Genomic DNA, 17,783 nt, shown 5'->3' with positions numbered 1-17,783 from the left:
TGCCACACGATAGGTGTCGGATGGTCTGCCGCGGCTTGCCGGCAGCGGGCAGGCTAGCGCCTGTCGCGTTCGCCGGCTACCGCCATCGCCGGATTTCCTCGCACGAATTTCAGTGACGGCCGCACGCTGTCCGAGTACGCCGGGAGAACCAATGCGTCGCCCCGTATCCACCGCATTCACCGCCTCATTCGCCACCGCGACCGCCGTCGCCGCGAGTATGGGCCTGGGCACACCCTTCGCCTTCGCCGCCGCGACCCCACCCGTCGTCGTCTCCGGTCCCACCCCGTTCGCCTCCGGCTGTAATGGCGCACCGCAGACCGGGACCAATTACCCCAACACCGAGGTCGAGCCGCAAATCGCGATCAATCCGACCAATCCGAACAATATCGTCGCCGGCTACCAGCAGGATCGGTGGTCCGACGGCGGCGCAAACAGCGATATGGCGGGCGTCTCCCACGACGGCGGAGCGACCTGGAAGCAAGTCGTCATCCCGCACATCACCCACTGCGCCGGTGGCAATGCGAGCAACGGCGGCGACTACGAGCGCGCCACCGATCCCTGGGTCACCTTCGCACCCGACGGGACGTTGTATTACGTCTCGCAGCCACTCAACAGCTCCAACCCGAACAACGGGATGTCTGTCAGCAGGTCTACCGACGGCGGCGACACCTGGAGCGACCCCGTCTCCCTCATTGCGGACACCGCGGCTGGGGTCCTCAACGACAAGGTCTCGATCACCGCCGACCCCACCGATGCGCATTACGTCTACGCCACCTGGGACCGGCTCTCCACTTCTAAAGCCAACCGCAGTGCCGCTGAGGCGTTGCACGAACGGGCGCAGGCGAGCAGCGGCCCCACGATGTTGGCCCGTACCACCGACGGTGGCGCGACCTGGTCCACGACAACCATTTTCGACCCCGGTCAGAATGCCCAGACCATCGGCAATCAGATCGTGGTGCTGCCCAACGGAACCCTGGTCGACGTCTTCGACCTGATCTCGAACGGGAGCACCAGCATCGCGATCATCACCTCGACCGACCACGGAGCCACCTGGTCCGGACCCACCACGGTCAACCAGGTGCAGGAGGGCGGCGTCACCGACCCCAACACCGGTGCCACGATCAGGACCGGCGGCGGTATCCCGGAGATCGCCGTCGACTCCCGCACCGGGGCGTTGTACGTGACCTGGCAGGACAACAGGTTCAGCGGTGGCGACCACGACGGCGTCGCCTTCTCGAAGTCCACCGACAACGGAGCGACTTGGTCCGACCCCGTCGAGGTCAACACAGCCACGAACACTCCTGCCTTCACCCCGACCGTGCGCGCCGGAGTGAACGGATCGATCGCCGTGTCCTACTACGACTTCCGTAACCTCGCCGCGGACAACACGACGACCCTGCCCACGGACTACTGGCTGGTGACTTCCTCCGACGGCGGCACAACCTGGTCCGAAACCCATATTGCCGGTTCGTTCGACATGTTCACCGCCCCGAACGCCGAAGGATATTTCCTCGGTGATTACGACGGACTCGCCGCCACCCCAACCGGCTTCCGCCCGATGTTCGCGGCGACCAACGACCAGGATCTCGACAACCGCACCGATATCTTCACCGCGACCGCCGACAGTACGGCGATCACCAGATGAGCTCCGCTGCAATACTTTTCGATCACCGCCGTATTGGGCAAGGGCTGACCGAGATCGCTGCGTGCTCGGCCGGCCCTCACCTGCGAGAGTGCTACTGCGGCATCTCTCCTACGGTCACGGCCGTGTCGATGAGCCCGAACACCTCACCCTGCGGCGCCGCGACCATCGCCATCCGGCCGACCGGCGAATCCGAGGCGGGCATGACGACCGTCGCGCCGAGCTCGGACGCCCGCGCCACCCCGGCATCGACGTCGTCGAACTGGAACCAGGTCAGCCAGTGGCTGGGCACCGGCTCGACAGGCATCACGGTGTCATCGTTCATGCCGCCCGCGGGCTGTTCGCCGCCGCGTGGAGTGAACATCGCGTAGTTCATGGTCTTGCCGTCACCGAGGTCGGTGTAGGCGTAGCCGAAGACATCGGCGTAGAACTTCTCGGCGGCGGCGAGGTCCCGGGTGTGCAGCTCGTTCCAGCAGTAGGAGCCGTGTTCGTTGTGGACCGCGGCGCCGTTGTGCGCGCGGGCCTGCCAGACGCCGAACACCGCGCCGACGGTGTCCACGCCGATGAACATGCGTCCCGCGTCGAGCACATCGAACGGAGGCGTGCGCACCTGGCCACCAGCGGCGGACACCTTTCCGGCGACCGCGTCGGCGTCGTCGGCGGCGAGGTAGGTGGTCCACACCGCGGGCATCCCGGCCTGCGGTTTGGGGCCGATCCCGGCGACCGCGTTGCCGCCCTTCATCCCCATCAGGTAGCCACCGGCGTCCTCCTCACCGCCTTCGATGGTCCAATCGAACAGCGCGGCATAGAATTCGCTCGCCTTGACCGGGTCGTCGACCTGGCAGTCCACCCAACAGGGGGTTCCTTCCGGCCAGGGTGTGGAACGTACAGGCATCGGTCTCGCCGTTCTTTGCTATCGGTTGCCCAGTCATCGGCTGCTGCTTACCACCAACTGCGGATCTCCCACCCGCGGCCGACGGCGGTCGACGACCGAGGCCTGGCTCATACCTTCGCGCTCGGGCAGCCTCGGCGAACGATCCGTCGGGCACCAAAACCCAACTGGGCCAATCGTTTTCGACTGATCTTCCGGGCATAACGCATGGCGTGGGGATTATGCCGGCGGCACCATCGCCTCCCGACATGGCCACAAACTTCCGCAATTGAATTAGACATGACCTCGAGGTGCGTCCGCACAGGATTCGTCGATCCGATGAGCAATCCGCCGGACAACTCATGTTGCCCAACCGATCACGCCGCGACCTGCCTGCGGCTTCGTGACGGACGTAGGTCGTCTGCGATGCGCTGTCCCACCCTGGTGAGTGGCGGTGGCGCGCCGATGCCGGTGTGCGTTCACGTCTGATGAGGTCGAGAACTGTTGTGGCACTGCTCAATACGCGTGATTCGTCGGAAATTCGGTGGTCGGAACGGTGATTGTGTGGTCACACTGCGACCGTGGTGATGACGGAAAGAGCTGGGCGGTCGGCGATTCGGGCTCGGGCGAGCGCGTGGTGTTTGACGTCGTGGGTGTTGTTCGCGAGTTCCGGGCCGTTGGCGAAGGCGGTGATGGGGGCGGGCTGGTCGGCGGCCGCAGTGACCTCGGTGCGGATCGCGTTGGCGGCGGTGCTGTTGGCGCCGGTGGTGGCGGTGTTGCGGCCTCGGGCGCTGCGGTTTGGCCGTGAGGATCTCTGGCTGTTGCTGGGCTATGGAGTTCTCGGCGTCGCCGGTGTGCAATTGTTGTTTTTCGTTGCGGTGGCGCGGGTTCCGGTTGGGGTGGCGATGGTGTTGGTGAATCTCGCGCCCGCGCTGGTCGCGCTGTGGGTGCGGGTCGTGCGTCGCACGCGGCTGCCGGGGCGGGTGTGGTTCGGCATCGGATCGGCGGTGGCTGGTTTGGCCTTGGTCGCGCAGATCTGGCGTGGCGGCGAGCTGGATATGCTCGGTGTCGCAGCCGGTTCGGGTTCGGCGATCTGTTCGGCCGGGTACTTCCTGCTCGGCGAGCACGGTGCGAGCAGGCACGACCCGGCCGGGCTGACCATGGCCGGGTTGGCCGTCGGCGCGGTGGTGATGGCGGTGTTCACCCCGCCGTGGACATTGCCCGCGCAGCTGCTCACCGCCCCGGCTGTGCTGGGTGGTGTGGAGGTGCCGGTGTGGCTGGTGCTGCTGGTTCTGGCCGTGATCGGTACCGCGCTGCCCTATCTGGTGGGGCTGCGGGCGCTGCGTGATCTGCCCTCGGCGCCGGCCAGCGTGCTGGCGGTGGCGGAACCACTGGTCGCGGCCGTGCTGGCATGGCTGCTGCTCGGCCAGTCGCTCGGGGTGATGCAGATGGTCGGTGCGGTGGTCATGGTGATCGGCGCGCTGCTCGTGCAGCTGAGTATGCCGGAAACCGTTGCCGTGCTTCCGGATCGCTGATCCGGTCTCAGCAACGCTCGCCGCTGTCGGAACATGCTGGGGTATCGGTGATTTCACCGCATGCGGGGGTGAGGTAGGTGTTGGCGAGCCCGCGGACCACGGCGATGGCCGCTTCGCGCAGGTCGGCGGGGGCCAGGATCTCCACGCCCGCGCCGAGGGAAAGTAGTTGGCCCAGTGCGTGTTCGGTGGATTCGATGGGGATGACGACGCGATACCAGCCGTATTCGTCGGGGGTGAGCGCGGTGTGTTCGACGGCGGCGGTGATGAGCGGGTCGAGGACGTCGGGGAGGCGGCGCAGTGCGTCGGGAGACAGGCGGACGGTGGCCTGGCCCGTCCGGCGGCGGGTGTCGAGGTCGGCGAGCAGGGTGTGCCAGTAGTCGGTGAGTTCGAAATCGTCTGGGCGGTCGAAGGTTTCGGTGAGGGTGTCGAGCCCGAGGATGCGCGAGACACGGTAGGTGCGGATCTGTTCGGTGTGCTGTTCGGTGTGCCGGGCGACGAGGTACCACAGGCCGGCCTTGGCGACGATGCCGTAGGGGGCGACGGTGCGGGTGACGACGGTCTGGTCGGCCCATTGGCGGTGGTAGCGCATGGTGAGTAGGTGTTGGTTCCAGACGGCGTCGGCGACGGTGGGCAGGAACGGTACCTCTTCGGATTCGCTGTACCAGGGCAGCCGGTCGATGAGGAAGCGTTTGGCGATGCGGTCGGCGCGGTCGCGCAGTTCGGGCGATAGGGCGGCGGTGAGTTTGAGCCGGGCGGTGGTGGCGGCGTCGCCGAGGCCGAGATCGGCCGCGGTTTTGGGTAATCCGGTGAGGAACAGGCTCTGCGCCTCGTCGGCGGTGAGGCCGGTGAGTTTGGTGCGGTACCCGTCGAGGATCTGGTAGCCGCCGTCCTTGCCGGGTTCGCCGAAGAGGGGCACGCCGGAGGCGCTGAGCGCGTCGATATCGCGGTAGATGGTGCGGACCGAGACCTCGAGGTGTTCGGCGAGTTGGGCGGCGGTGAGTCTGCCGCGGGTTTGCAGGAGCAGGAGGATGGAGACCAGTCGGCTGGCGCGCACATCCCGAATTCTCCCAGCGACCACTGACAGAAGATGTCAGTGAGTGCCGATTACCTTCGCTCGGTGACCATTTACCAAGTGCATGAGGACGCTGATCTGTTCTTTTCGACCACCAGCGCCCAGGAATCCGAAGAATCCGACCGAACCGTCACCGAACGCCCGGTGCTGTCGCTGCTGAATTGGCTGTTCGACGACCCGAGCAGACGCTATCGGGTGCGCCCCGGCTTCGAAGTCGATGCCGCGCCACGTAATTGGCCGCGATGAGGGCGCGCTGGGAGCCCGGAGCGCGGGCCGACGCGGTTCACGCGCGGCAATCGAGTTCGCGCGTTGTCTATCGCCTACGCGGGAAGCCGAAAGCTGCGCGGGGACAGCGTCGTCCGCGTTGGTGGGCCGCGACGGGCCTGGGATCCGGGATATCAGACCGGTCGGTTGGTGAATTGGCTGGATGGGAGCCGTTTTTCGGCCTGGGCGGGCATCCGTGAGTGATGGTGCTCTCACCGGGGCGCGCCGGGGCCGTGCCCGGCCGGTGGTTCTGTCAATATCGTGCCCATGGTGTCGAATCCGCTGCCCGCGTTCGCTCGGCGGCTCGCGCAGCAACCGTGGGTGATGAGCATGTCGCCGGTGGTGGTGCCCGCCGAGCGGTTGATCCGGCGGTTGACCGGTGGACGGATGGGTGTGCTCGATCTGGCGGGGTTGCCGTCGATCGAGATCACCGTGCGCGGCCGCAAGACCGGGACGCCGCGGACCACCTCGCTGCTGTACGTGCCGAACGGCGAGGCGTTCGTGGTGATCGGCTCCAACTGGGGTAGCCCGAAACATCCGGCGTGGTCGGCGAATCTGCGCGCCGCGTCGACCGCGACGGTGCGGCACTGCGGCGAGCGGTTCCCGGTGCGGGTCACCGAGGCGACCGATGTGGATCGCAAGCGGCTGTGGGATCTGGCGGTGGAGTTCTGGCCCGGCTACGAGATGGAGTACGCGCTGTCGGGTTTCCGTGAGTTCCGCATCTTCGAGCTGCGCCGAATCGAGGACTGAATTCTGTTGCGGCTCAACCGATTCGGTCGAAGGGTTCGATGTCGACGACGACCGGTTTGGAATTGATGTACGTGTCGAGGTCGGGTAGGTTCCATTCCTCGCCGGGCCGGATTCGGTGGAAGCGGAAGGTCGCGTTGGAGTCGTTGGCGTCGATGATGAACCGCACCCCGATTCGCGGCACCAGCGTGTAGACCTGGCTGGCGAGGGTGCGGGCCAGCGCGATTCCGTGTTGTAGCAGGACGCGCTGATCGGCCTCGGCGATGATCGGGCGTCCGTCGTGATGGCCGACGGTGACCGGGACGTAGTCCTCGAGATGGAGCAGGCTGGCCGCGCATTCCCAGCCGGTGAGGTCGAAGTGTTGGCGGGCGGATTTGTCGACGACGGCGCTGGAATCGGCCCAGGTGATCACGTCGTCGTGCTGGCTGAAACCCGATTCGACGTGTGGCCGTAGTTCGGCGGCCAGACCTGCCGGGGGTTCCAGGCCGGTGAATCCGTCAAGTACGCCAAGAACTTTCACCGCGGCGTCGCTCATCTTCAACGTCAACACCGCTCAAGCGTGTCACGTGACAGGTCATCTCGCGGCCGAGTTGCCCACACTGCCGTGGGCGGCCGGCGGGCCGAGCGCGCCGAAAAGGGTTGGTCGCGCTCGTCGCGGTCCGGATACGCTGCACGGATGCCCGAGGAGATGACAGCGGACACGGTGCGGATCGAGGAGTACGACGGGGACCGCGGCCGGATCGAATGGCTGATGCGGTTGGCCGAGGAATCCGATCAGATGCTCTACAGCTATCGCGACACCGGGCGGGTGTGGGTCGCGGTGAGCGCCGCCGGGGAGATCGTCGGTCAGTTGCTGGCCGCGCCCGAGGCGGATGGTGTGAGCTGGGAGATCGTGAACCTGGGTATTGCGGAACCGTTGCGCGGCAAGGGAATTGGGCGGCGGATGGTCGAGCGGGCGATCTGCGAGGCGGGTAAGGCGGGGATGAGCCGGGTCGAGGTGGCAACGGCGGCAACCGATATCGGCAATCTGCGGTTCTATCAGCGATGCGGATTCCGGATGAGCCGGATCGTGCGCGACGCGTTCGGCGCGCACACCGGATATCCGGAATGGATTGATGTGGACGGGATTCCGCTGCGCGACCAGGTGTGGTTCGATATGGAGCTCTGAGTCAGGGGCGCAGTTCACCCGATCCGCGTACCAGCAGCCGGGTCGGCACGATCGTGTGCCGGGGTGGTCCGGCGTCGCCGTCGAGTCGTGCGAACAGTAATTCGGCGGCGGCCCGGCCGATCGCCGCGGGATTCTGGGCGACGGCGGTGAGCGCGGGATCGAGTAGTTCGGCCAGCGGCAGATCGTCGAATCCGACTACGGCGACCCGGTTTTGGCGGCCGCGGCGCTGCACGGCGCGCAGCACGCCGATGGTGATCAGATTCTGTCCGCTGAACAGCGCGGTGGGCGGGTCCGCCGCGTCGAGGAGTTCGCCCGCGGCGCGTTCGGCGGACTCGATGCAGCGCAGGTCGTGCCGGATCAGCGTGGGGTCGAGGGCAATCGCGTTGCGCGCCAAGCCTTCCACATAACCGGCGTAGCGTTCGGCGGCGGTCCGGATGGTGTGCAGGTCGCCGAGGAAGGCGATGCGGTGGTGGCCGTGCGCGGCCAGGTGGCCGGTGGCGGTGGCGGCGCCGTCGCGGTTGTCGACGGTGACGCTGTCGAGGCCGGTGCCGTCCTCGGCCCGGTCGACCAGTACGACGGGGGTGCCGCGGCGCTGTTCGTGCAGCAGCAGCGGGTATTCGTCGCCGACGGGCATCACGATGAGTCCGTCCACCCGCCGCGACAGCAGTGCGTCGAGCACCTGCCGCTGCCGGGCCGGGTCCTCGTCGCTGCTCACCGCGAACACCAGGGTCCCGCGTTCGTGGGCGAAGTCCTCGACGGCCCGATGCAGTTGGGAGGCATAGGGATTGGCGACATCCATCAGGATGAGACCGATGGCGGCGGTTTTGCGGTCCAGGCCGCGCAGCGTGCTCGCGGCCAGGTTGTGCCGGTAGTCGAGCATGGTCACCGCGTCGGTGACGCGGCGGGTGAGCGCGGCCGAGACGCCGGGCTCGCCGCGCACCACCCGGGAGACGGTTTTGATGCTCACCCCGGCCAGCGCCGCGACATCGCGCATGGTGGCGCCCCTGCGGCCTGACAACGCTGCCTCCGAATCGGCCGACGCCGACATCGCCTACCTCGCTTCACACGCCATAAAGCTGGTCAATACCGTTGTTTCGCGGCCCTGGACATGAGCCACGTCACATTCTATGGTTCTGACAACGTTGTCTTCTATGACCGTTTTTCAGGAGTACGCCGATGTTCTCGCAACACCCCATCGGCCGCACCGCACGCCTGGCCGGCGTCGGGATCGCGGTCACCGCACTGGCCTTCGCCGCGACCGCCTGCGGTAGCGGATCGAAATCCGATTCGGGTCAGGTGGTGGTCGGCTTGATCACCAAGACCGACACCAACCCCTTCTTCGTGAAGATGAAACAGGGCGCGCAGAAGGAGGCCGACGCGGCCGGGGTGAAATTGCTGACCGCCGCCGGAAAGTTCGACGGCGACAACGCCAGCCAGGTCACCGCGATCGAGAACATGGTGAACGCGGGTGCGAAGGGCATCCTGATCACCGCGAGCGATACCAAGGCGATCGTGCCCGCCGTCAGCAAGGCGCGCGCGAAAGGCGTCGAGGTGATCGCGCTGGATACGCCGACCGATCCGCAGAGCGCGGTCGACGCGCTGTTCGCCACCAACAATTTCACCGCGGGCCAGCTGATCGGCAAATACGCCAAGGCCGTCGAGGGCGACAAGCCGGTGAAGATCGCGATGATCGACCTGAATCCCGGTGTCACGGTAGGTGTGTTGCGGCACAACGGATTTCTGACCGGATACGGGGCGGCGCAGGCCACCCAGGATATGAAGGAGGACGTGTCCGCGCCGAATGTGGTGTGCGCGCAACCGGCCGAGGGCGATCAGGCGAAGGCGCAGTCGGCGATGGAGACCTGCCTGCAGAAGGATCCGGGTATCAACGTCGTCTACACCATCAACGAGCCGTCGGCGCTCGGCGCGTACACCGCGCTGAAGACCGCGGGCAAGGAGAAGGATGTGCTGATCGTCTCGGTGGACGGCGGCTGCGCTGGGGTGAAGGCGGTGCAGGACGGCCGGATCGCGGCGACCTCCCAGCAGTATCCGCTGCTGATGGCGAGCAAAGGGGTGCAGGCGGTGGTCGATTTCGCGAAGAACGGTAAGAAGACCTCCGGATACACCGATACCGGCGTCAACCTGATCACCGCGAAACCGCAAGCGGGCGTGGAGTCCAAGGACGTGCAGTACGGCCTGGACAACTGCTGGGGCTGATGAAATTGGCTGCAGCGCAGAACGATTCGGTGGAGGTGTCGGTGACGCGGCCCGGCACAGGGGCCTCCGCGGTCGCGGGCCGGTTGACGTTCGCGAAAATCCTTGCCCTGCCCAATATCGGGCCCATCCTGGCGATCGTGATCGCGGTGGTGTTCTTCGCCGCGCGCTCGGACCGGTTCCTCACCGGCGGCAATTTCTCGCTGATCGTGCAGCAGGTGATGGTGGTCGGCACGCTGGCGATCGGGCAGACGCTGATCATCCTGACCGCCGGAATCGATCTGTCCAACGGTGCTGTGATGGCGCTCGGCAATATCGCGATCACCAAACTCGCGGTGGATTCCGGGTTGCCGCCGTTGGTGGCGATCGTGCTCGGATTGGCGTTGACGGCCGGATTCGGTTTGGTCAACGGCACTTTGGTGAGCTGGGTGAAGCTGCCGCCGTTCATCGTCACCCTCGGCACCTACGGGATCGCGTTCGCGCTCACCCACATCTATTCGCAGGAACAGACGATTTCGGGACTGCCGGGCGCATTGACGTTCTTCGACAAGACCTTTCCGCTCGGCGACACCGATATCACCTACGGGTCGGTGATGATGCTGATGTTGTTCGCCCTCGCCTGGTATGTGCTGCGGCTGACCGCGGCCGGGCGGCACGTGTACGCGGTCGGCAACAATCCGGAGGCGGCGCGGCTGACCGGAATCGACACGCGCCGAGTACTTCTCGGCGTATACACCGCGGCCGGACTGATCTACGGCGTCGCGGCCCTGCTGCTGGTGGCCCGCACCGGGGTGGGCGACCCGAACGCCGGCCAAACCGACAACCTCGACTCGATCACCGCCGTAGTGCTCGGCGGCACAAGCCTTTTCGGTGGCCGGGGCGGCGTGATCGGCACCCTGCTCGGCGCGTTGATCGTCGGCATCATCCGCAACGGGCTGCAGCTGATCGGGGTGGCCTCGATCTATCAGACGCTGATCACCGGCATCCTGGTGATCGCGGCCGTCGCCATCGACCAGCTCAACCGCAGGAGGCAGAAGTGAGCGCGACTCCGGTGCTGCAGGCGAAGCGGCTGGTGAAACGGTACGGGCATGTCACCGCGCTGGACGGCGCGGATTTCGAGCTCTACCCCGGGGAAATCCTCGCCGTCATCGGCGACAACGGTGCCGGGAAATCGACGTTGATCAAGGCGCTGTCCGGTGCGATCGTCCCGGACGAGGGCGAAATCCTGTTGGACGGCAAGCCCGTTCGCTTCCGGAGCCCCATCGATGCGCGCCGGGCTGGCATCGAAACCGTCTATCAGGATCTGGCCGTCGCACCCGCGCTCGATATCGCCGAGAACCTGTTCCTGGGCCGGGAGATCCGCCGCCGCGGCGTGCTCGGTACGGTTTTCCGGATGCTGGACAAGAAACGCATGCTCGCCGAATCCCAGGCGCATATGGAGAATCTGAAGATCGGCATCCGGTCCATGAAACAGGATGTCGAAACGCTGTCGGGCGGGCAGCGGCAGGGCGTCGCGGTGGCGCGCAGCGCGGCCTTCGCCCGGCATGTGGTGATCATGGACGAACCGACCGCCGCGCTCGGCGTCAAGGAAACCGGGATGGTGCTCGACCTCATCCGCGAGGTCCGCGACCGCGGGCTGCCGGTGATCGTGATCAGCCACAACATGCCCAACGTCTTCGAGATCGCCGACCGCGTGCACATTCAGCGGCTCGGGCGGCGGGTCGCGGTGATCCGGCCGCACGAACACTCCATGTCCGACGCGGTCGCCATCATGACGGGGGCGATGGCGGGCACCGAAGTCGACGGTCACGGTGTCTGAACCGCGCGGCGTCATCGCCGTCGCCGGTGAGGCATTGGTCGACCTGGTGCCCGCGGGCCCGCCCGACCAATTCCACGCCGCGCCCGGCGGCAGCCCCGCCAATGTCGCGGTGGGACTGGCCCGTTTGGGAGTCCCCGCGCGGATGCTGGCCCGCATCGGTGCCGATCTGCTCGGCCGCCGCATCCGTAAACACCTGTCCAGCAACGGAATCGACCTCGACCACGCGGTCGCGGCCACCGAACCGTCCTCGCTGGCGCTGGTGGACCTCGCACCCGACGGCGGCGCCGACTACGACTTCCGCATCGGCGGCACCGCCGACTGGCAGTGGACCGACCGCGAACTGGCCACCGCACTGGACGGCAATGTCGTTGCGCTGCACACCGGTTCGCTGGCGCTGGTGCTCCCGCCCGGCGCGGACGCGCTGATGCGGCTCGTCACCCGCGCCGAATGCACCATCTCCTACGACCCGAACTGCCGGCCCCTGCTCACCGACCGCGCCGATATGCTCGCCCGCGTCGAACGCATGCTTCCGCTGGCCGACATCGTCAAAGCCAGCGCCGAAGACCTGGCCTGGCTGTATCCCGGGCGTGCGGTGGAAGACGCGCTGCGCGAATGGGTTTCGCGTGGACCCGCGGTGGTCGTGCTGACCCTCGGCGGTGACGGCGCCATCGGGATGACCGCCGAGGGCGCTGAACCGGTGCGTTGTCCGGGGCGCGCGGTGCGGGTGGTGGACACCGTCGGCGCCGGTGACGCGTTCACCGCGGGACTGCTCGCCGGGTTCAGACGCCGCGACCTGCTCGGTGCTGCTCGTCGAAATGCGTTGCGCGCGTTGGGAAACGGTGAGTTCGGCGCGGTTTTGGAAGAGGCGGCGTTGATCGCGGCGATCACCTGCACCCGGCGCGGTGCGGATCCGCCCACGTTGGCGGAGTTGGGGCGGTGATGGTTCGGGGTCCGTTCGGGATGATCGGCACGTCGGGATGGTGGTTCCGCCGCTACGACGACTGGATCGCCCCAGGTAGGCGCGTGGTGCGTTGGCAGGCGGGGTCTCGGTCCCATCATGGTGTCGGCAAGCCGGGCTGGTCGAAAGACAGCACAACGGCAATCGACCCGCACCGTCGGACGGGCGGGTTCGGTGATCCGGCAGAATACGAGGTGGCAGAAGGGATCGGATCATGCTTGGCAGAATCGCGTTGGCACAGGTGAACAGCACCGCCGATCCGGGCGAGAACCTGGGCGTGGTGCGGGAGTACACGGCTCGGGCCGCCGCGGCGGGGGCGCGACTGGTGGTGTTCCCGGAGGCGATGATGCGGCGGTTCGGCGGCAATCTCGCCGCCGTCGCCGAACCCGTCGACGGGCCGTGGGCGGATGCGGTGCGGCGGATCGCCGAGGAAGCCGCCGTCACGGTGGTCGCGGGCATGTTCACCCCGGCCGAGGATGGGCGGGTGCGCAATACGCTGCTCATCACCGGCGGCGGCGTCGACACCCACTACGACAAGATCCACCTCTACGACGCGTTCGGGTTCACCGAATCGGCCACCGTCGCCCCGGGAGAACACCCGGTGCTCGCGGAAATCGCCGGAACCACAGTGGGTTTCGCAACCTGCTACGACATCCGGTTCCCCGGTCTGTTCCAGCGGCTCGCCGCCGACGGCGCCGACCTGATCGTGGTCGCCGCGTCCTGGGGCGACGGGCCCGGCAAGGTAGACCAGTGGCGGCTGCTGACCCGGGCCCGCGCCCTCGACGCCACCGCCCTCGTCGCGGCCTGCGGCCAAGCGCGGCCCGCCACCGTCACCAACCCCACCGCCCCGCTCGGCGTCGGCCACAGCGCCGTCATCGGATCGGGCGGCGCAATACTCGCCGAACTGGGCCCCGACCCGGACCTGCTGATCACCGACATCGACCCCGGTCAGGTCGACGACTGGCGCAAAACCCTTCCCGTGCTGGCGAACCGGCGCTACTGAAACAGTTCGATCGGCTGTCGTCCACGGGCCGTTCTCGAGAGCGGGTCTCACTGCCGCGCTCACGAGGGTCGGCCGGACAGTAGCGGCGCACGCGACCAAGGGTGGCGCTTTGTGTGCGGCTCGAGCCTCGTCGGTCCAGGCTGCGGCACGGCCGGGACCCCCAAACAAGCCAGTCCCACCGCGACATTGGCGGGGCTGCCGCCGGGTGCGGCGTGGCGGCGCAGAGGTTTGTGCCTGCCAACGCCACCTCGATGCGGCGTCGCGGCCGTGCACTGCTCGGTGCGGGACACGGATCCCGCGATGCGGCTCGAGCCTTGTCGGTCCCCGGCGGCGCAGAGGTTGTGCCTGCCGACGCGACCCCTGTGCGACCTCGTGACCACTGCTCGGTGCGGACGCGGATCGCGCGATGCGGCAATCACATTCGATACTCGGTAAGCGCGCCGCACCGATACCGGTTCGGCATCGGTGCGGAAAACCGTGTGCGAACCGGCCGTGGCGTGGATGCTGAACTACGGCAGGCGATCCGGCTCGCGGCAGAAGGGTGACGAGATGACGCCGACCCCGGTGAAAGAGGACAGGTTCTCGTTCGGATTGTGGACGGTGGGCTGGCAGGGGCGCGACCCGTTCGGCGATCCGACCAGGCCCGCACTGGATTCGGTGGAGGCGGTGCACCGGCTGGCCGAACTCGGCGCGTACGGCATCACCTGCCACGACGACGACCTCATCCCGTTCGGCGCGAGCGCCGCGCAGCGGGACCGGATCGTCGAACGGTTCCGCAAGGCGCTGTCGGAGGCCGGGCTGGTGGTGCCGATGATGACGACCAACCTGTTCACCCACCCGGTGTTCAAGGACGGCGGATTCACCGCGAACGACCGCGACGTGCGGCGGTTCGCGCTGCGAAAGGTGTTGCGCAACATCGAACTCGCCGCCGAACTCGGGGCGGGCACCTACGTGCTGTGGGGCGGGCGCGAAGGCGCGGAATACGATGCCGCCAAGGATGTGCGGGCCGCGCTGGACCGCTACCGTGAGGCGCTGAACACGCTCACCGCCTTCGTACTCGACCGCGGCTACGACATCCGCTTCGCGATCGAACCGAAACCGAACGAGCCGCGCGGCGACATCCTGCTGCCGACGATCGGGCATGCGCTGGCTTTCATTGCGACACTGGACCATTCGGAGCTGGTCGGGTTGAATCCGGAAGTCGGGCACGAACAGATGGCCGGGCTCAACTACACGCACGGCATCGCGCAGGCGCTGTGGCACGGCAAACTGTTCCACCTCGACCTCAACGGTCAGCGCGGCGTGAAATACGACCAGGACCTGGTATTCGGGCACGGCGACCTGCTCAACGCCTTCGCCCTGGTCGACCTGCTCGAACACGGCGGCCCCGGCGGCGGCCCCGCCTACCACGGTCCCCGCCACTTCGACTTCAAACCCGCACGCACCGAGGATATTTCGGGAGTCTGGGCGGCCGCGGCCGCGAATATGCGCACCTATCTGCTGCTGCGCGAACGCGCCGCCGCATTCCGCGCCGACCCCGATGTGCGGCAGGCGCTTTCGCTGGCCCAGGTGGACGAACTGAACCGGCCGACACTGGCATCGACCGAAACCGCGGAAGATCTGTTGTCCGACAAGGGAATCGACGACTTCGACCCGGACGTCGCCGGTGCCCGCGGCTGCGGCTTCGTCGCACTGAACCAACTCATGGTCGAACACCTGATGGGCGCCCGCTGAACCCGATGCTATACCGTAACGATATTGCGGCTGTGCGGGTTTCGTAGTAGGTCAGCTGGTAACGAAGGCGGGAGACCGAGCGATTCGGCCTGTGAACGGACTGGCGATGGAGGGTCCGATGGCCGAGAATGCCGCGTCGATACACCGCTGGTTTCGGTGGGCGGTTGTGGTCGCTCGCATAATGATGAATGTTCTGTGCGTGGCTGTGTTCCTCGTAGGCATGGCTGGGATCGGCGCAGTAGTGGCCTTCGTGTATATGTCTGATTCGAGCCTGTATCACCGGAGTGATGAGCCGGGCTCGGATATGAGGCCGATGACAGTGCCGCAGACAGAGCCGTTCCCATCGCCCACCACGACCACCCCGCCGACCGCTGAGCCGCCACGCCGGTGAAGTCGAAAAACTCGAGCTGCCGGGAGGCGGAACCTAGCTCGAAACCAGGCCCCGCACAGTCGGTTCCGCGGCTTCGCCGCAGGGGTCGGAGCTGTCGAACACGGCAATAGTCCTCGCCGGGGCGATCCGGCAGAAGCCCGCGTCGTCGGACAGGCGGACCACCGCGGGCGGGTCGACCGGGAGACGCAGGCGCGCCCGGTCGATGTCGCGCGGATCCACCGGACGAAGGCGAGCGGTCCGGCCACCGGGCTCCAGCGGCGGATCGGGAGGCGGCGACGGGAAGGATGCGAACGCCGAGGGCAGCGCGTAGCGTCCGACGCGGGCCACGGTCTGCCGCTCGGCCCGGAACAGCACGCCGCCGCGAGGCCATTCGAAGACAAGGATTCGACCCGTGAGCGCTACCTCCAGGGGCAGGTAGGCGCGGCCGTACAGGTCGGGATCCGGGCTGGACAGGGCGTGAAAACCGCAGGTGCAGTTGGGATCCGGGGCTCGGTGGTCGAGCCGCAGCCCACATTCTGCGATCGCGTCGGCCGGATAGGATCCGCCTCGGGTGGCCGGGACGAATCGGTCCCCGGCCGGTCGTGCCACCTTGTACGCCCAGATCGCCCACAGCCCGTCGATGGTCTGCGTCAGCGCGGACGCCACAGCCTCCGGAACCACCGGGACGGTACTTGTCCCGGCCTCGAAATCCGCGAGCAGTCTTCCGCCTTCACACATGATGCGTTACCTCGGTACGAATGCCGGTTTACCTGTGTCCGAGCGTACGCTCGCAGCCACCGACTACGCGAGCCTCAGCCAAATCCGAGCGAATTCGGCCACCAGATCATCTGCCTCATGATGAGCAAGACACTCGGCCCGTAATCCGGATCAGGAATCCGAGTCGCTACAGCTCAGCGAATCGACCGTTCCGCACGATCGATGAGACAGGACCCACTCACAGGCCGAGTTTCGTGACGGCGTTGTCCTCCAAGGGATTCGCGGTGCGTATATACCCGTGGACAGTGCGCGGGTTGGACCAGCGGCCCTGGCGCATGATTTCGCGGTCGCTGGCGCCACCGAGCGCGGCCTGGGTGGCGAATCCTGCGCGCAGCGAGTGCCCGGAGAACAGGTCGGGGTCCAGACCGGCCCGCGCCGCATAGCGTTTCACCAATTCGGCGACCGCGCGCCCGGACATGGGCCGGTCGCCGATCGTGCCGTGCCGGTTGATCGCCGGAAACAGCGGCAGCTCAGGGTATTCGGCGAGCACGCTGCCGGTGAAGCCGTGACAGCGATGGATCCCGGCGTCGACGGCCGGGGCCGCGGCCAGCCAAGTTCGCACACCGGATTCGCCTGCCGCGTCATGGATTTCCCGCAGCCGCAGCCAATCGGCGAATGCGCACACCGGGCAGGTGGACGGGCGGCGGCCGCGGGGCAGCGCCACCCGCTGCTCGGCGACGCCGGTCGGGTCGGTCTTCGTCGACGGCAACCGCACCAGCAGCACCGGCTCGCCGGTCCGGTGCTCGACGCTCACCTCGATATCCGAAATCCGCAGTCCGGCAAGCTCACTGCGGCGCAGCGCACCCGCGAAACCGATCAGCAGCATCAGGGCGTCGCGCCGCCGCGCGGGTTCGGACGGCCAGCCCGGCTCCGGCAGACCCGCCAGCAGTTGATCGAGTGTGTGCAGCAGCACCGGGCGTTTGCGAGCGGGCCGGGCCCGGCGGGTGCGGCGGATACCGCGCAACGTCAACCGCACCACATCGGATCTGGTCGGCGATGGCAGACCGTTGGCGGCGTGCACCGCGGCGATGGCGGCCGCCTTGCGTTCCAGCGTCGCCGGGCTGAACGCCCACTCACCGCCCTCGCGGCGCGCGTCGGCGGCCGCCGCGAGATACACCGCGACATCCAGGGCGTCGGCGGGCAGCGCGCGGCGCCCCTCGGTCGCGCACCAGGCCGACCAGGCCAGCCAATCGGTGCGGTAGGCGCGCAAAGTATTCGCCGACTGCGATGCCTCCAGATATCGGCTCAGCGCCCCCGCCTGCTCGTCGTCGAACCGGTCGCGCACCAGCCGCAGCGCCGCGGCGTCGACGAGCACGCTGCGCACCCCGTGCCGCAGCTGGGTGCGCACCGACTCCGGCACCGCGACCACCGCGGACCGCTCCGTCATCGCGCAACTCCCGTCGTCAAACCGAAAACGTAAGCGTACGACAGGATCCCGCGCGAACCGCCGAACCGGGCGCCGGATGTCGCGGTGAACGCGGCCCGGCGTGGGGGTAGGGTCCGGCGCGGTGGCGGGAATCGCCGATACGGGTACTGGCGAATGTTCAGCAATCGCCGGTAATCTCGGCCGAGGCTGGCGGTGATCCTTCCAGCCAGAAATGTTGCCGAG

General features: G+C 67.4%; 17 protein-coding genes. 11 read left to right on the top strand and 6 right to left on the bottom strand.

Annotated elements, in window-relative coordinates:
* Positions 1-151: 151 nt before the first annotated feature.
* The gene (locus LGY53_RS30025; protein WP_225730049.1) at positions 152-1,645 is read left to right on the top strand and encodes a sialidase family protein; all 1,494 of its coding nucleotides are present in this window, start codon (positions 152-154) and stop codon (positions 1,643-1,645) included.
* 91 nt (positions 1,646-1,736) lie between these two features.
* On the opposite strand, the gene LGY53_RS30020 is transcribed toward LGY53_RS30025, so the two are convergent.
* The gene (locus tag LGY53_RS30020) at positions 1,737-2,492 is read right to left on the bottom strand and encodes a VOC family protein (RefSeq protein ID WP_225730048.1); all 756 of its coding nucleotides are present in this window, start codon (positions 2,490-2,492) and stop codon (positions 1,737-1,739) included.
* Positions 2,493-3,100: 608 nt separating this feature from the next.
* Between LGY53_RS30020 and LGY53_RS30015 the strand changes: the two genes are divergently transcribed.
* Positions 3,101-4,048, top strand: coding sequence for a DMT family transporter (locus LGY53_RS30015; RefSeq protein WP_225730047.1), 948 nt, complete (start codon positions 3,101-3,103; stop codon positions 4,046-4,048).
* Positions 4,049-4,055: 7 nt separating this feature from the next.
* Here the strand turns inward: LGY53_RS30015 and LGY53_RS30010 are convergent, their stop codons facing one another.
* Positions 4,056-5,102, bottom strand: a complete 1,047-nt coding sequence (locus LGY53_RS30010) for a YafY family protein (RefSeq protein WP_225730046.1) — start codon at positions 5,100-5,102, stop codon at positions 4,056-4,058.
* Between the two features lie 63 nt (positions 5,103-5,165).
* Here LGY53_RS30010 and LGY53_RS30005 point away from each other — a divergent pair, with 63 nt between their 5' ends.
* A complete protein-coding gene (locus tag LGY53_RS30005; RefSeq protein WP_225730045.1) occupies positions 5,166-5,366 on the top strand; it encodes a hypothetical protein in 201 nt (66 codons plus the stop codon).
* A 285-nt stretch (positions 5,367-5,651) separates the two neighbouring features.
* Positions 5,652-6,134: a nitroreductase family deazaflavin-dependent oxidoreductase gene (locus LGY53_RS30000; protein ID WP_225730044.1), complete on the top strand. Its 483-nt coding sequence runs from the start codon at positions 5,652-5,654 to the stop codon at positions 6,132-6,134.
* Positions 6,135-6,147: 13 nt separating this feature from the next.
* On the opposite strand, the gene LGY53_RS29995 is transcribed toward LGY53_RS30000, so the two are convergent.
* Positions 6,148-6,681 carry a hypothetical protein gene (locus LGY53_RS29995; RefSeq protein ID WP_225730043.1) on the bottom strand — a complete coding sequence of 178 codons (534 nt, stop codon included), beginning with the start codon at positions 6,679-6,681 and terminating at the stop codon, positions 6,148-6,150.
* A gap of 126 nt (positions 6,682-6,807) precedes the next feature.
* Here LGY53_RS29995 and LGY53_RS29990 point away from each other — a divergent pair, with 126 nt between their 5' ends.
* Positions 6,808-7,299 carry an N-acetyltransferase gene (locus tag LGY53_RS29990; RefSeq protein WP_225730042.1) on the top strand — a complete coding sequence of 164 codons (492 nt, stop codon included), beginning with the start codon at positions 6,808-6,810 and terminating at the stop codon, positions 7,297-7,299.
* Position 7,300: 1 nt separating this feature from the next.
* On the opposite strand, the gene LGY53_RS29985 is transcribed toward LGY53_RS29990, so the two are convergent.
* Positions 7,301-8,317, bottom strand: a complete 1,017-nt coding sequence (locus LGY53_RS29985; RefSeq protein ID WP_225730041.1) for a LacI family DNA-binding transcriptional regulator — start codon at positions 8,315-8,317, stop codon at positions 7,301-7,303.
* Between the two features lie 158 nt (positions 8,318-8,475).
* Between LGY53_RS29985 and LGY53_RS29980 the strand changes: the two genes are divergently transcribed.
* The 6 genes from LGY53_RS29980 to xylA all read left to right on the top strand — a co-directional run bounded on the left by LGY53_RS29980 (position 8,476) and on the right by xylA (position 15,027).
* The gene (locus LGY53_RS29980) at positions 8,476-9,516 is read left to right on the top strand and encodes a sugar ABC transporter substrate-binding protein (protein ID WP_225730040.1); all 1,041 of its coding nucleotides are present in this window, start codon (positions 8,476-8,478) and stop codon (positions 9,514-9,516) included.
* Entirely contained in the window at positions 9,516-10,553 is a 1,038-nt protein-coding gene (locus LGY53_RS29975; protein WP_225730039.1) for an ABC transporter permease, read from the top strand. The genes LGY53_RS29980 and LGY53_RS29975 overlap by 1 nt, the downstream gene beginning before the upstream one ends.
* Positions 10,550-11,332, top strand: coding sequence for an ATP-binding cassette domain-containing protein (locus tag LGY53_RS29970; protein WP_167474852.1), 783 nt, complete (start codon positions 10,550-10,552; stop codon positions 11,330-11,332). Before LGY53_RS29975 ends, LGY53_RS29970 begins: the two co-directional genes overlap by 4 nt.
* Positions 11,325-12,272, top strand: a complete 948-nt coding sequence (locus tag LGY53_RS29965; protein ID WP_225730038.1) for a carbohydrate kinase — start codon at positions 11,325-11,327, stop codon at positions 12,270-12,272. Before LGY53_RS29970 ends, LGY53_RS29965 begins: the two co-directional genes overlap by 8 nt.
* A gap of 232 nt (positions 12,273-12,504) precedes the next feature.
* Positions 12,505-13,293, top strand: a complete 789-nt coding sequence (locus LGY53_RS29960) for a carbon-nitrogen hydrolase family protein (RefSeq protein WP_225730037.1) — start codon at positions 12,505-12,507, stop codon at positions 13,291-13,293.
* A gap of 549 nt (positions 13,294-13,842) precedes the next feature.
* A complete protein-coding gene (gene xylA / locus LGY53_RS29955; RefSeq protein ID WP_308103019.1) occupies positions 13,843-15,027 on the top strand; it encodes a xylose isomerase in 1,185 nt (394 codons plus the stop codon).
* Positions 15,028-15,451: 424 nt separating this feature from the next.
* Here xylA and LGY53_RS29950 read toward each other — a convergent pair whose 3' ends face one another.
* Positions 15,452-16,135 carry a hypothetical protein gene (locus LGY53_RS29950; RefSeq protein ID WP_225730035.1) on the bottom strand — a complete coding sequence of 228 codons (684 nt, stop codon included), beginning with the start codon at positions 16,133-16,135 and terminating at the stop codon, positions 15,452-15,454.
* Positions 16,136-16,352: 217 nt separating this feature from the next.
* On the bottom strand, positions 16,353-17,561 hold the full coding sequence (locus tag LGY53_RS29945) for a site-specific integrase (protein WP_225730034.1): 1,209 nt from the start codon (positions 17,559-17,561) through the stop codon (positions 16,353-16,355).
* Positions 17,562-17,783 lie beyond the last annotated feature (222 nt).

Origin of the sequence: Nocardia sp. JCM 34519.1 (assembly GCF_020361265.1) — a bacterium.
Lineage (GTDB): Bacteria > Actinomycetota > Actinomycetes > Mycobacteriales > Mycobacteriaceae > Nocardia > Nocardia arthritidis_A.
The sequence above is the reverse complement of the archived record's forward strand: the minus strand, read 5'-3'. Positions and strand labels throughout refer to the sequence as shown.